At 49.6% G+C, this 15,708-nt stretch carries 14 protein-coding genes; 3 read left to right on the top strand and 11 right to left on the bottom strand.

The window, feature by feature from the left end:
• Positions 1–16 precede the first annotated feature (16 nt).
• From PHE17_RS06560 to PHE17_RS06570, 3 genes are all read left to right on the top strand, one after another.
• Complete coding sequence (locus PHE17_RS06560) at positions 17–355, top strand: hypothetical protein (RefSeq protein ID WP_301015024.1); 339 nt, start codon at positions 17–19, stop codon at positions 353–355.
• A complete protein-coding gene (locus PHE17_RS06565) occupies positions 330–992 on the top strand; it encodes a uracil-DNA glycosylase family protein (RefSeq protein WP_301015025.1) in 663 nt (220 codons plus the stop codon). Before PHE17_RS06560 ends, PHE17_RS06565 begins: the two co-directional genes overlap by 26 nt.
• A 71-nt stretch (positions 993–1,063) precedes the next feature.
• Positions 1,064–1,576 (top strand): tetratricopeptide repeat protein, encoded by a 513-nt coding sequence (locus PHE17_RS06570; RefSeq protein WP_301015026.1) that lies wholly within the window; start codon positions 1,064–1,066, stop codon positions 1,574–1,576.
• Here PHE17_RS06570 and PHE17_RS06575 read toward each other — a convergent pair.
• From PHE17_RS06575 to trxB, 11 genes are all read right to left on the bottom strand, one after another.
• A complete protein-coding gene (locus PHE17_RS06575) occupies positions 1,573–2,544 on the bottom strand; it encodes a hypothetical protein (RefSeq protein ID WP_301015027.1) in 972 nt (323 codons plus the stop codon). The two genes, PHE17_RS06570 and PHE17_RS06575, sit on opposite strands and share 4 nt — an antisense overlap.
• Entirely contained in the window at positions 2,541–3,455 is a 915-nt protein-coding gene (locus PHE17_RS06580; RefSeq protein WP_301015028.1) for a hypothetical protein, read from the bottom strand. The genes PHE17_RS06575 and PHE17_RS06580 overlap by 4 nt, the downstream gene beginning before the upstream one ends.
• Positions 3,436–4,815, bottom strand: a complete 1,380-nt coding sequence (locus PHE17_RS06585; protein ID WP_301015029.1) for a PelD GGDEF domain-containing protein — start codon at positions 4,813–4,815, stop codon at positions 3,436–3,438. Before PHE17_RS06585 ends, PHE17_RS06580 begins: the two co-directional genes overlap by 20 nt.
• A gap of 35 nt (positions 4,816–4,850) precedes the next feature.
• The gene (locus PHE17_RS06590; protein ID WP_301015030.1) at positions 4,851–6,311 is read right to left on the bottom strand and encodes a hypothetical protein; all 1,461 of its coding nucleotides are present in this window, start codon (positions 6,309–6,311) and stop codon (positions 4,851–4,853) included.
• Positions 6,311–7,459, bottom strand: a complete 1,149-nt coding sequence (locus tag PHE17_RS06595) for an endo alpha-1,4 polygalactosaminidase (RefSeq protein ID WP_301015031.1) — start codon at positions 7,457–7,459, stop codon at positions 6,311–6,313. Before PHE17_RS06595 ends, PHE17_RS06590 begins: the two co-directional genes overlap by 1 nt.
• Before the next feature lie 44 nt (positions 7,460–7,503).
• Complete coding sequence (locus tag PHE17_RS06600) at positions 7,504–10,176, bottom strand: hypothetical protein (RefSeq protein WP_301015032.1); 2,673 nt, start codon at positions 10,174–10,176, stop codon at positions 7,504–7,506.
• Between the two features lie 54 nt (positions 10,177–10,230).
• Complete coding sequence (pelG, locus tag PHE17_RS06605) at positions 10,231–11,598, bottom strand: exopolysaccharide Pel transporter PelG (RefSeq protein ID WP_301015033.1); 1,368 nt, start codon at positions 11,596–11,598, stop codon at positions 10,231–10,233.
• Positions 11,579–13,126, bottom strand: coding sequence for a GT4 family glycosyltransferase PelF (gene pelF / locus PHE17_RS06610; protein WP_301015034.1), 1,548 nt, complete (start codon positions 13,124–13,126; stop codon positions 11,579–11,581). The genes pelG and pelF overlap by 20 nt, the downstream gene beginning before the upstream one ends.
• Positions 13,127–13,290: 164 nt before the next feature.
• Positions 13,291–13,935, bottom strand: a complete 645-nt coding sequence (locus tag PHE17_RS06615; RefSeq protein WP_301015035.1) for a DUF480 domain-containing protein — start codon at positions 13,933–13,935, stop codon at positions 13,291–13,293.
• On the bottom strand, positions 13,925–14,677 hold the full coding sequence (gene aat, locus PHE17_RS06620; RefSeq protein ID WP_301015036.1) for a leucyl/phenylalanyl-tRNA--protein transferase: 753 nt from the start codon (positions 14,675–14,677) through the stop codon (positions 13,925–13,927). Before aat ends, PHE17_RS06615 begins: the two co-directional genes overlap by 11 nt.
• Positions 14,678–14,682: 5 nt before the next feature.
• Positions 14,683–15,648 carry a thioredoxin-disulfide reductase gene (gene trxB, locus PHE17_RS06625; RefSeq protein WP_301015037.1) on the bottom strand — a complete coding sequence of 322 codons (966 nt, stop codon included), beginning with the start codon at positions 15,646–15,648 and terminating at the stop codon, positions 14,683–14,685.
• Positions 15,649–15,708 lie beyond the last annotated feature (60 nt).

Genomic DNA, 15,708 nt, shown 5'->3' on the forward strand with positions numbered 1-15,708 from the left:
ATAGCAAGGACTAATCATGAGATCATTTCAATTCGCGAAACATCTGCTGAATCGAACCCTCGTTGTCGGGGCAATTATGGTTCTTGTTGCGTATTTTCTGGTTTTCTATGTTCCTGACATGAGCAGTGGGTCGACCGATTCCATTCAAGCGCCAAGCACGCAGACAGATAACCCGGTTTTTGCGCTCCCCATATACCTTGCTAAGGTTTTATTTGCGGTGGCAGGGCCATTATTGTCAATGATTGTGGGGGCTGTTTTCGGCATCGTGGGCGGGATTATGTTTATCGTCGGGTTTATCCGTGGGCTGGTTCGCTGGATACGGGCGTGGCGTGAAGCACCACCACCTGCATCATAAGGTCAGTATCATCAACCCACATCCTGAACTTGTTATCCACCAGCAGGCGTTGCGCCAATGCACGCTTTGCCCGCAAATGATCCGCCCGGTGATCACGGGCGAGCCTGTGATGTCGCCAGTCATGTCTATTGGGCAAGCACCCGGTATCCACGAAGCGAAAGTGATGCGCCCGTTTGGCTGGACGGCGGGCAAAACCCTGTTCAAGTGGTTTGAAGGCATTGGGCTGGATGAGGAAACCTTCCGTCAGCGGGTTTATATGTCTGCTGTGTGCCGCTGCTTTCCCGGCAAAAACCCCAAAGGTGGCGACCGGATGCCGTCAGAGCTGGAAGTGGCGAACTGTTCGGGCTGGTTACAGGCCGAAATTCACCTGCTGCAACCGCAATTGGTCATCTTGGTGGGAAAACTTGCCATAAACCAGTTCCTACGCGCGAAAAAGCTGGATGAAGTGGTGGGATTTTGCCATCGGCAGGTGATTGATGGGCGTGAAGTGGATTTTATTCCCTTGCCGCATCCCTCTGGCTTGTCGACGTGGCCTCGCATGGAACCGGGAAAAACCCTGTTGCAGGCTGCGTTACAGGCGATTGCCACACATCCTGCATGGCGGCACATTTGCGACCTTCCGTCAGCCAGCGGCTAATGCTTCCACCGGCAATTTACCAAAGCTTGCATATACTCTATGGCATTGCGATGGATAACTAAAGGTGAAATATGCGCACATGGAATCAGTGTTTGGCTGTGATCGTTGGGGGGGGATTGGTTGCCCTGAGTAGCGTTGCTTGGGCGGAAACTCCCAATGAATTGTACCTGCGGGCAGCCAGCTACGAGCATGTTGCGGATATGCCCAAGGCAGTGTACTGGTATCAGCAAGCTGCTGCCGTGGGTGATGTGGATGCCCAGTTACACTTGGGCAAACTGTACCGCGAAGGCAAGCTGATAGAACAAGATTACACACAGGCAGCGTATTACTACGGAATGGCGGCGGAGCAGGGCAACCCGATCGGGGAATATAAATTGGGGACAATGTATTACGGCGGTCAAGGGGTTTTGCAAAGCAATGAAAACGCCGCTTTGTGGTTTAAGCTCTCAGCAGCGCAAGGTTTGCTGCAGGCAGTCCATGCGCTTGAAGTGATGCGCATGAACGGTCATTGTTGCAACGCGGCGCTAAATGTAGCAGCACTTCCTCGTGTTGCCCCCATCGCTAACCCAGTAGCGTGGCCTTAGAACGCATAATTGAATGCCATCATCACGCCGTCACCGCGCCATTTTTCACCGCTGCGGTGAGATTGCCCGTGCCGCACGTCCAGTGAAAGGTTCATGTCTTTTTGTAGGTTGAACTTAGCTCCCACGGAAGCGTTGAGGGTTGATACATAGCCGTTTGATTTGTCGTCTTTGCTACGGCCTTTGCTGACACTTGCGGTTAAATCGAGTTTTTCATTGACGGGCAAGTTGCCATGTGCGTTTACGCCGACATAGCGGTAATTTTTTGGCGACCAATAGCCGGTTTCTTGCCGGTCATGATCCAATTGCGTCCCCTCAACACCGACCCACAGGCGCGGTTCGGCAGCAGGTGTCACACCGTAAAACGCCCCCACATACGCTTCCCGGTTACGGTTGCCATCACTGAATTTTTTATGTTGTAACTTGCTGGAAACGGAAGTCCGTTTGCTTGGTGTTACGATCACTTCCATAGCGGTCGCTTCGGTAGTCAGGATTTCGCCGCTGGTGCTAAGCCCAACTTCCTCCCTGAACAGCACATCCTTATTGTGTTCCAGTGCCACCATGGTTTTGGCGTTGGGTTTAAGTTCTGCCCGTACCCGGTGGGTTGCTGTCGTTTGGTTGCTACTACCCACAGGTTTTTTGATCTTAATGACCCCAAGATTGCCTTCGACTGCGAATTGTTCGGTGACTTTTTTGCGTGCTTTGACCCCCACTTCGGTAGCTTGGTAATTTGCCCCCTTATTATTGACGCGGTGCTCGGCAGCATTGACGCCCAGCGTGAGTGCGCCAGCATTGGTTTTGACACGTTGGTAATTGAGCTTTACGGTATTTCTGCGGTAATTGTCGGAAGTGTCGTAATGATCGGTGCTGGCGTTGACTTCAGACCAGCCATCCCACTCTGCGGCTAATGCTTCATGAGCTGAAGTTAGTAGTAATAAGCCGGTAGGAATGACTTGCAGTGGTAATTTCATGGTAGTTCCTTATTAAAATGTTCGTGTGCATTTGGGCGGTTTTGCCGGAAGGCAATTTCTTGTAAATACGGTAATACCAATTCTGGTCTGTACCCTTGCACCAATGCCTGCTGAAAAGCCTGTTTGGCGGACTGGTAATGTTGGTTGTGCAGGTTGGTCTGCGCAATTAGCCAATGTGCTTGCGCGAGGTTAGGTAGTAGTTTCAGCACAAAGTCGGCATGTAAGCGAATTTTAGCTAGCATTTCGCGGCATCCTTCCTCACCCAATACCCCAAGCCCGAACCAATGCCAATACAATTGCGCAAAGGCTAAATGAAGCTGTGGATTGCGTCCTTGCCCCTGTTTAAATTGCTCAATGAGGGCAGATAATTGTTGCGCTAACTGTTGTTCTTTTTTGGTGTATAAGGCATGGGCTAACAACCACGCACTTTCTGTCTGACTATCGAGGGCATCTTTTAATAAGGTAATGGAATGTTTTCCATCCAATTGGCGTGTGGCGCTCAGTAAGTCTAAATAATCATCAGTCGTTAAGGCACTCATCCGTTGGCTAGCTTGGGTGAACTCATAAGGGCTTTGTGCTTCAGTGGTAATGTCAAAGTAACCTGCCGCTTCTTGCGGTGACAATGCTTTTACGACAGGAGGTCTGTACCACGCTTCCTTACGCAAAAACACCCAGCCCAATACTAAGCCAATAACAGGCAAGAAGGTGAGGAGCACTAGCCATAAGGTGTATACAGGTGTAACCGTTTGGGTCTTTTTTGCCAAGTACAGTGAGCCAACCGGTATCACCAAGAGGTGTGCTGCTAGCCACACAGGTGCGTTAAATACGGTGTTAAGTTGTGGGGAGACACCCAATAGCCCTGCCAGACAGAGGGTGTCAATTCCCGCAAGACTAAGCAGTAGCCAGTGCATAATGGGGCTGCCTCAGTAAGTCCAAATAGCCAACCAGCTCCTGACGATGCTGATAACGGTGAAAATATTGGCTGTAGAAAAGTACACCCGCTTGCGTAAATGTTTGGTTAAAACGCCGGTAGAAATCGTTTTCTAGCTTCCGGTGCAACATCCCAAAGGATTCCCCATCCAGCATCGGTAGCAATAAAATCAGTACGGTATCGCTTTCCCGTTCAACGCGCCAACAGTGGTTGCCACCGCGCATATTTTCTGCGAAATGCGTGAGGTAGTTTTCTTTATCGGCGGAATTTTCGATATTGAATCCGACCAGTAATGTCGATTTGTGGTGGCAAGCAACCAATTCCAAGGCAGAGTGGACTTCTTTCTCGGTGGTTTTCCACTGGTTATAAAGCGGGGAGAGATTTGTGGGTATGAGTGCTTGGTGTGCGGTTGCATCTTCGAGCCGTGCACTCAGCCAAGCGCATAAGGTCGCCAGCAAGTTCAGGTTTTTAGGTTCAAAGGCTAAAAAGTTAATTTGCTGGACAGCTAAAACCAAATGTACCGTTTGCTGTTTATCTACTATTGGAAATGCCGCTAAGAGGGAAGTCCCTAATTCTTGATAAGAGCCTGCAAGGCTGGAATTCCGGTTCAAGCTGATCGGGCGGCCTGTTTCAAGTACTTGTTGTAAGAGGTAGTCTTGAGGCGTTAGTGCTATCATATTTCCTGTTCTAGCCAGTGGTTGTTGGCACAGTTTTCCCCTGCTACTGATGGCATAGAATGCAGCAACTTCTAACCATTCGTAGGTTTTCAAAATCTGCATCATTTTTTTCGCTAGGCTGGGCAGGCGTTCCAGTGAAGCTTGTCCGGCAGGGATTTCATCTTCCAATAATTTCAGGGAACGCCAGAGTGAGCGGTTGGAACCCATTGATTCTACTTCCAATTGGGTGTGGGATATTTGTAACAATTGAATTTTTTGTTCGATGTTGGTGACTTCCGACTGCATTGCTTCGGCGCGGTGTTTTTCTGTTAAATAATGTTGTTTCCAATGCCCTGCCAGTTCACCTGCTGCTAAGCACACAAACAAGCCACCTGCCCACAGTTCAAACCAGTTGTGGTCAGTTTCAATGCCTTGTGTCCATAAATATGTCCGTGACAGTACCGCCAATAGTAGTAAACTGTAAAATCCGCATCGGCTCCCATAGCGCAGTGAAGCTAATAAGGGAGGCGTAATAATCCAAGGAAACGCAGCTTTTAAAAAGAAAGGATCAGACATATTTAATAGCCATGCGCTCGCAGGCAAGCCGATGGAAAGTAATGTTACTTCTATCCATCTGTGTATTTTCTTTTTTGACCGTGTTAACTCTATGGCTTGATCCATCATAACCTTACCTCATGGCGACTTCTTGTCGGCGAGCCTCAAATTTCTTTAGATATTCTTGGTAACTTAGCTAGAATAGTGCGTTGGTAAGTACTAGCTGTTTTTCCCAGTTTATTACTATGGTTTCGTGCTAACTGGGATGCTTGTTGATATTGGCGAAGCTCCCAATGTAACTGAATTTTCATTAAGGTGATTTGGGTGTCCGTCCCAAAGCGTTTTTCTATTTGTTCCCATGTAGCCAATGAAGCAGCATAGCGTTTATGTCCACTTTGCCAGAGTGCTACGTGTTTCCATAATGATGGTTCATCACTGCGTGGTAGTATCCATTGCCATAAGCTTACTGCCAATTTGTTTTGTTGCTGTTGTTCTGCCAAATAAGCTACGCGGATACTTTGTTCTAGCACCCGTTCTTTATACTCTGGATGCGCCAATAAGGGTTTTAGTGCTGCCAGTGCTTTATCGGGTTGCTTCGCTTTTATCCACAGGTCGATACTACGGCGCTGTAAAGAAAGTTGTTCAGCAGGATTTTGGGCTAAGGCTTGGGCATAATCTAATGCATCAGCCGATTCTTGGTATAAGCCAGCAGATTGTGCCCAGTGAGCCACTTTTTCATGCCAAGTTTGCGCATTTCTTAGGTCGATGCTGGCAAGTTTTTGGTAGATGGATACGGCTATTTTTGGCTCACCAATCTTTAAACTCAGCGTGGCTAACTGTACTAATGCTGCGGGGTCATCCGGTAATTTCTTCTGGATAGTAGACAGGTAGTCGACAACTTCTGAACGTTGTCCCGTCTTGATGGCTGCTTCCATCCACGCGCAGGCCGTCGAGCTTTTGCTGAATACGGTTGCTTTATCATCCCGTACTTTCCGCAAATAACGTTCGGCATCTGGCCATAACCCTGCCAGCTCTGCCGATGATGCGGCTGTTATCAGCCATTGTTGCCGTTTCTTTGTGTCCACTTCCGCAAGCTGTGCAAAACGGCGTGCGGCTTGCGGTAATAGATTGAAATCTGAGCAATATTGCGCCAGTGCCATGAGTTTCTTGCTATCCCACTCAGGGTATTTGGCAAGCACGACGAGCTGGGTACGGACGGTTTGTTTGGCAGCGTTGCGCATTGGCTCGCTGATTGCTTTATTCGTGGTAGTGCTGTAATAAGCATCCAGACGATTTTTCAATAATAACCAATCAACTTGCTGCCTTATATTTTGGTCAGCATGGTTGGATAAGCGTCCTAATAAGTGACTGGATTCTCGCCAAAAGTGTTGCGCAGTTAATTGTTCAGCCAAAGCGAGAACTTTGCTGGGTGGTACATCTTCCCGGATTTTCACACGGGCGTATTCGGCTTGAAGCGGATTGGCGAATTGTGTTTTTAAGTCGTCGCCGCTTTGACCGATGTGAAGTAATGCTTCATGGTTGGGATACAGTTCATACAGCATCCCTCCAAATAAGGTGGTGGCAATCATCAAGTTAGATGATGCGAATAGGCTGGATTTTTGCATTATTTTACTCCTGCTTTATCAGCAGTTGGAATATCTGCTTCTGATCTTAGGCTTTTGATCAACACACCTTTTTCTTGTTGTTGAGTAAGCCAAATTTGGTATGAAGCAGGTTGGTCTGTAAAAGCTAAGAAGCTCAGGATACCTGCATAGCGACCCAGCAGCGGGGCATTCGGTAAACCAGACTGTATATCGTGTAAACGTAATTGATAACCGCGCTTTTCCAGTGCTTGCTGCACCGCCTGATAGTATTTTGACTGTAAGGGTGTCGCGGTGTCTTTGGCACTATCAAATAGTAGCAAAAACGTTTTTGGTACAACTTCAACCATGCCGGTTCCCATACCATCCAGCGCAGCAGTGCTGATCCACGGCACAAAACCTTGTTCCTGAATCTTCTTTGCCAGTTGGCGGGCTTCAACGACTTGGGTTGGTGGCAGGTAATCGAGAATGATGATTTCCAATCCAAACTCTTGTTGAATGCCTTTAAGTTTCTGTAATAACCATTCTGTATCACTAGGGGTAGCTGGTTTGAATTCCTGATGGGCATTGTCCCACGAGGCATACAGTGATTCGGCAAGCACCGCATCCAGCAAGGGAGCAATTTGTGGCATGACATCAAACCCACGATTGGCAACCAGTTTTATCTGTGGGTATTCTTTACGGATATTGCGTAATAAATCTGCCAAGGCATTGGCTTGTTGCTGCCTTGCTTCATCGGTTTTGGCGAGTAATTGGAAACTATCCAAGGTGTCCATAAACAGGCCGTCATAGCCTTGTTTTGCCAAGGGTGCAACCAATTGCTCAATAACAAACTGTTGCCAGCCGGGATTGGCAATATCCATGACTTCGCTGTCCCAAACCCGATTTTTGCCTAATATCCATTCGGGTTTGACTTGTGCATACCATTTGCGGCTTGGTGCGACCTCACCGATGCTGACATAAGCCAGCACCTTGACTCCTGCTTGATGTAATGCCTGCAATTCTGTGGGCTTGACGTTATCGGCTTCCACAATCACCCGCTGGAATTTTCCCAGCAGGTCAATGGGTAAGTCTGCCGCGTAGAACACGGCGGTGCTATGCATTTCTGCTGCCTGTAACGGCAATGTAACTAAGACCATTGCCAAAACCAGCGTCTTAAATAAAACATGCATTTATTATTTATCTCGTTTGATTTAATTACTGACACACATTTTTACTACTGACAGGTCATGCTTGCATTTTGGACAGTCTCATCAGGTTTTAAATCCGTCGCAGCGGGTATGAATTTCATAAGTAATACCTTGCTACAGGTGATGGGTTTCTTGGTCGTGCAGAGGTTGAACTTTGTGTTGGTGGCACTGGCATTGTTTAGTTTGTAGGTGCCTGCGGTACAGTTTGGAGTGATTTCCACTGAGCCGTGCCCTTTAAAACTAAATGTGAGTGTTTTGGCGTTTAAGTTCGTGGATAACAAATTAGCCCGCATCGGAAGTTTGGTGATATGCGTAACTGCTGTTGGTGTTGCCCCTAAACGCACGGTATATGCACCGCCAGTTTGTGCAGGAAACACTTTCTGGGTGTTGTAGGCATACCAATTATCCACGGATGCAATCGGTGAGCCTGTGGCAATGGCAAACCGCCCTGCATCGGTAGAAGTCAGGTTGACGTTCACCGTCGAAGCATCCGGTTGGGTGATGGTTAGGATGCTATTACGGAAACTGGCAATGCGTTTGCTGAGGTCAGCACCCGTGAGAAATTCCGTGCCTGCATTAAATGCTTTCTTGATCAGGTTGGTGTACATCGCAACGGTATAATTAATGCCTGTCCCGCCGTAGTTCTTAACCGTTCCAATCGTTGGGCCATAATCATGCCAAGGCCAATGGACTAACGCTTGGTTGGCATGTTTATTCAATTTGTCAAATTCTGTCGCCCAAATAACTTCGGTTTGCGCTGGTGTTTTCTTTAGGAATTCAATATTAGTGAAGTCAAAGGTCATGTTGGGGCTGAGATAGACCTTCGTGTCCGCTGGGGTCAAGTAGCCAAGTGCGTTCGGGAAGCCCGCGCCAACGCCAGAATATCCACCGCTGAGATAGCTGACATGCTTGAGCATTTCAGTCGCCGCAGGCATGGCATCAGGCGCACCCGGCACGGCTCCACCAAGGTTAGTGAGTCCAAGATTCGCTTCAATCTCAGTTCTTGATTGCCCCATTTCAAATTGGATGTTGGTAGGCGTTAACACATTGGTGTCGATGGGGTGTGTGTAGGAATGGGTTCCGATTTCGTTACCGAGCGCCAAATATTTTTTATAGAGTGGCCCTGAAACAGCCCAGTTAGTCATTTGCTGGTCATTGGCATCATTAGGTTTGTTACCGATGTTAATGTAATAGGAACCCACGAAGTTGTAGGTATTTTTCCAAGTGGTCAGCAACGTTAACAGCGGTGTTTCTACGGTGGCGATTTCGTCGGGATACATGCTTTCATCCATGTCATTCCGGGCAGCGAAGAGCGATGTTTCACGCCCCATCTTCAAGGCTGCGGGTGCTTTGCCACCGTAAACACTCCACTGTAAAGCAGGCCATAATAAGTTGGCATCTTGCATGAATTGGAGGGCGCCAAAATGTACATTGCGTGCGCCACTTGCTCCAGTCGATGCTAACACGGCATTGCGGGTATCAGTGCCGCCAAGGACTTGGTTCAGCACAGGGGTTACGGTGTATCCGGCAATACTGGCAGTATCAAAATAGTCCGTGTATGCCGTACCGTAAGTCAGGACATTTTCATTAGCCGTATAACCACCCTGTAATAGTGGGTGGGTGGAATTGCTAGCATTGACGGTTAATGCTACGGGGCCTGCGCCATTCACGCGGGTGATCCCCAACAGGTTTTTCATGCGGGTGTAGGAGTCGCCCGGCAAGGCATTACCTGCTTGGTCATTGGTCATGAAATTGCCTGCTGCTACGAAACCAATATTGTACTTTGTTGCGGCTAAGGTCAGGTTTTCTTCAATTTTGGCAAGTTTGCTGGTATCGACATTGGCAAAATACGGGAATACCAACGTGTCATACTTGATGACCTTGGTGAGGTCAGTCAGGTCATCTTCGCTCAGTAAATCAAATGGAATGCCAGACTGCATAGCTTGGACTTGCGCACTCATGATTAATTGTGAATACGATTTCAACGCCCAGAAACGGTTGGCGCTGGTAGCAGAATAGACAATACCGATACGTCTGCCATTTTTTACGGCGACAGGTAACTCAGCGCGGGAAATGGCATATTCACCATTAGCATAAGCTGCGGGTAGAAAATAACTGTTATTGACATCCAAATATAACTTAATGCCTGCACTGCTGGGTGTGGCAACGTCAGCGGCAGTCAGGTCAGCTTCAGCGATTTGGAATTCTAGTGCTTGACTGCCTGTGGCGGCATCAACCATTAATACATAATCAGTGGTCGCTAGTTTTTTAACTAAAGTTTCAGTGGCAACGCCATTAACAGTCGCATATTTGTATAAGTCCAGTGTATTGTCGCTAGCGATGTTAACACTAAATTCTTCACCACCTGCCCAGCCCCAAATCTTATAACCCGTTGTGGCATTCTGATCTGTATTTAACCAAATGGTGGTGTTAGGGCCAATTGTTGTAGCAGTAGTTCCTGTTTGTGGAACTGACCTTAACAAAAATTTGTATGCCCCACTTTCATAGCGCCCCGACAATTCATAACCGGCAACCGTAAAGCCAGCAGATGTATCTATCCGGTCAGCCGCCGTCCAATCTGTGATACCACCATCTATGGTAATTGCCGCCATCGCGGGTGAGCCAATGCTGATTAATCCAATTAATGTGGCATTTAAATAGAATTTCAGCCGATGGCTGTTTACCACTGTATCTTTCATGATGTAATTTACCTCTTATCCATAAGTTCGCAAGCTTTAAGGGAAGGGTAGACCTCAGCGCTGCATCATAAATGTCAGGTACTCTAAGCGGTTCAGTTTGCCGGATAAAGCCGCCATGCCCGCCACTGTCATCCCTAATAGGGACAGTGCAAACCCGTAGCCATAAAATGAAGGGCCTAGCCATAAGCTGATGAGCGTCAGCGTGGCATTGCTTATAAACAGCCCTATCGTCATCCACATGGCCTGCCGCAATAAGTTGAAGTAAAACGTGATGCTTAGCGTGGTCAGGAACAGCACTTGCAGCATTGTGGCGACTAGATCAAGGTAGTACAGGTGCACGTACAAGGATGACAGCCCTAGCCACGCGATAATGTCATCCGCTAGCAAGAAAAAAATCATCAGCGTAAGCCCCTGAATTTTGACAATTTCCCAAAAGGCATCGCGGACACTGGTGATCATGGTTTCACGTTTGGCTTTGATTTCTGCCAAAGTACTGCGCCCGTTGATGGTTGAATAATAGTCGCGGTAAGTTTCGACGAAATCCGTTTCAACCCGGATCAGGAAACTCGCCATGCCGGGCACGATGGAAAGGTAGGCAAGAAAAAAGGGCAGGTCGTAAATGACTGATGCCCGCAATACCGCGTTCACCGCATCTGAGGTGGCGGGGTAGAACCAGAAAATCCACTTGTCCACCCACACGCCCAAGTTAAAGCAAACGCCTGTGACGATCAGGCTGGGCTGTATTTTATCCAGTTGCAAAAAATCCAAGCGTAACCACATGTCTGCCCGGTATTCGCGCATCACCATTACCAATAGCGCCAGTAATAGGTAGGAATGCCCTACCAACACCGCGATTAAACCGCCCGCCGTGCCTGCTCCGCGCAGTAGCCACGCCAGCGCAAGGATACCGCCGTAGGCCGCAAAAAAGGTTATCAGTACCGCGTGGTAGTTTTTCATGCCAGCGACAAACACCACTACCACCCAGACATTGCACAGCACCACAAAATTCACCAGCATCAACACGGCATAAACCGGGTCATAACGGAACAAAGTCAGTGCCAGTACCGTGCCGATTACCCCCGAAACCAAGGTCATCACACCAATAGCGCCCAATACGTTGGGTAAGATTAAATCCTCGTCGCCTTGGTAAATCCGGTCTGAAACAAAGCGCACGAACACCAATTGCAATGCACCGCTGAGGATTAACGAGAGCGAAATGAGGTAGGTTACGGATAAGACAAATTCATCGCCTGTTGCCGTCCCGCGCCCCGCCAAGCCAAGCCCGCCCACCAACAGGATGCCAATAATGGACAATACCCACGGGCCAGAGCCGATAATGCCTGCATAGGTGTACGCCTTGGCAAGCCCGAACCAGCTTCCATCATCCATCATTTTTTTGAGTTCAAATCCGATTCCGGCCATGTTCCAATACCTTCTGGTACAAATTGTCGTAGCAGCGTAAAAATTCCGTTTCTGTATAAAACCGTTCAACCCGCTCAATCGCCGCAGTTTGGGCGGCATACCACGCTTCGGGGTTGCCTAACAGCGCGACGGAAGCATCGGCAATGGCTTGTGGGTTTGCCAGCGGCACGACGCAACCTGCCTTGCCTAATGCCTTATCCGCTTCGGTATAACCTTCCACCAATTCCCGGCAGGAGCCGACATCGGTGACGACAACGGGGACGCCAGCGGCATACGCTTCCAGCACTGACAAGGGTTGTCCTTCACTGACGGAACTCAAGATCACCAAGCCCAATTGCGGCAACATCACATCCACCGATTGGAAGCCCAAGAATTTCACCGTGTCCTGCAACCCCATGTGGGCAACCAAGGCATGGCACTCGGCGGCATAACCGGGGTCTTCATCTTCTCCGCCAATGATCCAAGCTTCTAAACTGGGGAGTTGCTGCTTTGCCAAGCCTGCGGCGCGGATAAAGGTTTTAATGTCCTTAATGGGGACGACCCTCCCAATCAACCCCATAATGGGGGGGATGGTGTCAGCACGGTGTTGGCGGGTGGCTTTCAGGCGTTCAACATTGACCCCGTTGGGAATCACTTGGCAACGCGCCGGGTCTGCCCCGTATTCGATTTGGGTGCGTTGGTTGGCGGGGTAAAGGGTGATGATTTCACGGGAAGCGGCATACGCCAGACGCCCTAAGCCTTCAAAGAAACGTCCCCATAAGCGCCGCACGTAACTGATTTGCCCGTGCAGGCCAATGGGAAGTGTCGCCTCTTGTTCTTGGATCCAGTCCGCCTGATAGAGGTCGATGTAACGTTCTTTGGTGTAAATTCCGTGCTCGGTTAACAGCAAAGGCTGGTTGCGCATTACCCGTAAAAAGAACCCTAAAACACCTGCATAGCCAGTGGAAATGGTGTGGTAAATACGCGCTGTCGGGGCTTGTTGCGCTATTGTCAGCAAGGCAAACAACGGCGTGTGCATGGAACGGATCGTCCAGAAATACTCATTGAACGGCATATTCGGGCAATTGGCTTCGTATTCGCGGGTGATGCGTTCCCAAGCCTGTTCGCTGTAGAAAAAGTCATCTGCCCCAGTGCTAATGAGCCTCAGTAACTGCTGTATGAAGGGCGTAACAGAGACCAAATCCAGCCCGTGCCGCCGATTTTTGAACTGCGAATGCAGGTGTTCTACCGCCTGAAACCATGCGTCATTGCCTTTGCGCCCGTGCGGTGCGGAAACATCCAATGCCTGATTTAAAAAGTGTGCTTCAAAGTGGCAGAGATTAGGCGGGAACGCATAACGGATGCCCTCATAATGCTCGGGACTCGCACCGACAAAAATGACAGCAAAACGGTATTGCGGTAAGCCTTGAATCAGTTGGTGCACCCAACTGGATACCCCGCCGCGTATATAGGGGTAACTCCCCTCCAGCAGCAAACAAATATCCGCCTCCTCACCGGAGGCCAAGCGTGGAAAATCGCTATCTGACATACAGTATTACTAACCCTGATGACGATGAATGGGATAACCCGTGCGGGTATTGCATTTGTTTAAAACAAAAGCATCAGCGTCTCTAGGTCGCGCACTACCAACGGCGCAACCTAGCAGCCCCAGCGGTTAGCAATGTTATGGTGGGGGAGGGAAAATGTTTGCCCTTAGCGCAGTTGTGCTTCCAACTCAGCGAGGCGTTTTTCTAATGCGACAAGGCGGGTTTCGAGTGCTTCGCAGCAATCTTGTTTAGGGGCAGTCGTCGCTGCGGTAGCAGGTTGTTCTTCCTGTAAATCTTCCAGCTTTTCTGTGCCGAGGGTGTGGTAGTAACGGTCTTCGCGGCGGCCTGAGCCCGCAGGCAAACGCATCGCCAACGGCGTTTCACTGGCTAACCATGCGTCGATGATGTCACGGATTTCGTCGGTGCTGCCGAATTCCGCCATGCGTTCGGTGCGGATTTTTATTTCATTCAGGGTTTGCGGGCGGCGCAGCATCAGCACGGCAAGGATGGCCTGCTGTTGCTGGCTCAGCTTCAGTTTGCGGTTAACTTTGTGTTCGACCCGTTGGGCACGTTCGGTGTTTTGGATGATTGCCCAGCCGAGTTCCACCAAATCTTTGGCGATATGACTGACTACGCCTTCCTTGAGGTTCATCAACGGTTCACGGCTGCTTTTTTGGTTGCAGGCCAACATCAGTGAGTTGAAGGTCAGTGGGTAATTGTTCGGGGTGGTCAGTTGCTTTTCTATCAGGCAACCGAGGATGCGGATTTCTTCGGCGCTGAACGGTGGTTTTTGCGGCTCATCATCGTACATATTGTTCAGGTTCCCAATGTGATAGGTCGAAATCAGGATCAGCTTGCCAGCAACGCGGCGGTGGATGCTGCAAGTTGGCTTGCAACAGCGCGAGGTAATCGCGGCGGGGGATGTTTTCTGCCCCCATGCTCATCAAATGCGGATTTTCAATTTGGCAGTCAATAACGGCAAAGCCCCATTTTTGTACGTGGTAAGCCAGCGCCACCAGTGCCATTTTCGAGGTACCCGGCTCGCGGCTGAACATGGATTCGCCACTGAAAATGCCGCCGACCGCAACCCCATACAGCCCGCCGACCAATTCCCCAGCCTTGTTCCAAACTTCGATGGAATGGGCAACGTCCGCCGCGTGTAAACGGCAGTAAGCGGTATGCATTTCATTGGTAATCCACGTGCCGCTGGCGTAGGCACGCGGGGCAGCACATGCATTCACCACATCGGCGAAACAAGTGTCGAAGGTAATCCGGTAGCCCTTGTTACGCAGGGATTTACGTAAACTGCGGGTAATGCGTACTTTGTGCGGAAACAACACGGTACGCGGGTCTGGCGACCACCAGTAAATCGGTTCACGTGGCCCAAACCACGGAAAAATGCCTCCCCGGTAAGCATTGAGCAGGCGTTTAAGGCTTAAATCACCGCCGACTGCCAGCAAACCGTTGGGTTCTTCCCACGCCAAGCCAACTGGCGGGAAAGGTTCTTCCTGCCAGTTGGCATTGAGCAATGTGAGGCTGAGCGATTGGGTCAAACGGCTTACGCGCCTTTTTTCGCCAGTTGGTCGAGGTATTTCTCGGCATCAAGTGCTGCCATACAGCCTGTCCCGGCGGAGGTAATCGCTTGGCGATAGACATGATCCATCACGTCACCTGCTGCGAATACGCCTTCAACGCTGGTTTGCATGGCGTTGCCTTCCATCCCACTTTTGACTTTGAGATAGCCATTGTGCATTTCCAATTGCCCGTTGAAAATTTCAGTATTCGGCTTGTGACCGATGGCAACGAAAATCCCTTGCAGGTCGATGTCTTGGGTTTCGCCAGTTTGGGTGTGCTTGATGCGCATCCCAGTGACGCCAGTTTTGTCACCCAGTACTTCGTCAAGGTTGTGGTTCCACATCAGTTTGACCTTGCCTTGTTCGGCCTTTTCAAACAGTTGGGTTTGCAGGATTTTTTCGGAACGCAATTCGTCGCGGCGGTGTACTAAAATGACTTCGGAAGCGATGTTAGCAAGGTACAGCGCTTCTTCTACAGCAGTATTGCCGCCACCGATGACCGCAACACGCTGGTTGCGGTAGAAGAAACCGTCGCAGGTCGCACAGGCGGAAACGCCCCGGCCTTTGAATTTTTCTTCGGAATCCAAGCCCAGATATTGGGCAGATGCCCCTGTTGCTATAATCAGCGCGTCACAGGTATAAGTGGCACTGTCGCCCGTCAAGGTAAACGGACGGTTTTGCAGGTCTACCGTATGGATATGGTCGAAAATGATTTCGGTATTGAAACGTTCGGCGTGTTTCTGCATCCGTTCCATTAGGGACGGCCCCATGACCCCTGCGTCATCACCGGGCCAGTTGTCCACTTCGGTCGTGGTCATCAACTGCCCGCCCTGTTGCATACCTGTTACCAGTACAGGGTTGAGGTTGGCACGTGCCGCATACACAGCAGCGGTGTAACCCGCAGGGCCAGAACCGAGAATGAGTAAACGGCAATGTTTCGTTGTATTCATGTATAATTCTCCTTTTATACGGACGGGTCAGGAACATCCGCCCATTTGAATCGGCTAATA

The sequence above is a fragment of the Thiothrix sp. genome (assembly GCF_028714775.1).
Classification (GTDB): domain Bacteria; phylum Pseudomonadota; class Gammaproteobacteria; order Thiotrichales; family Thiotrichaceae; genus Thiothrix.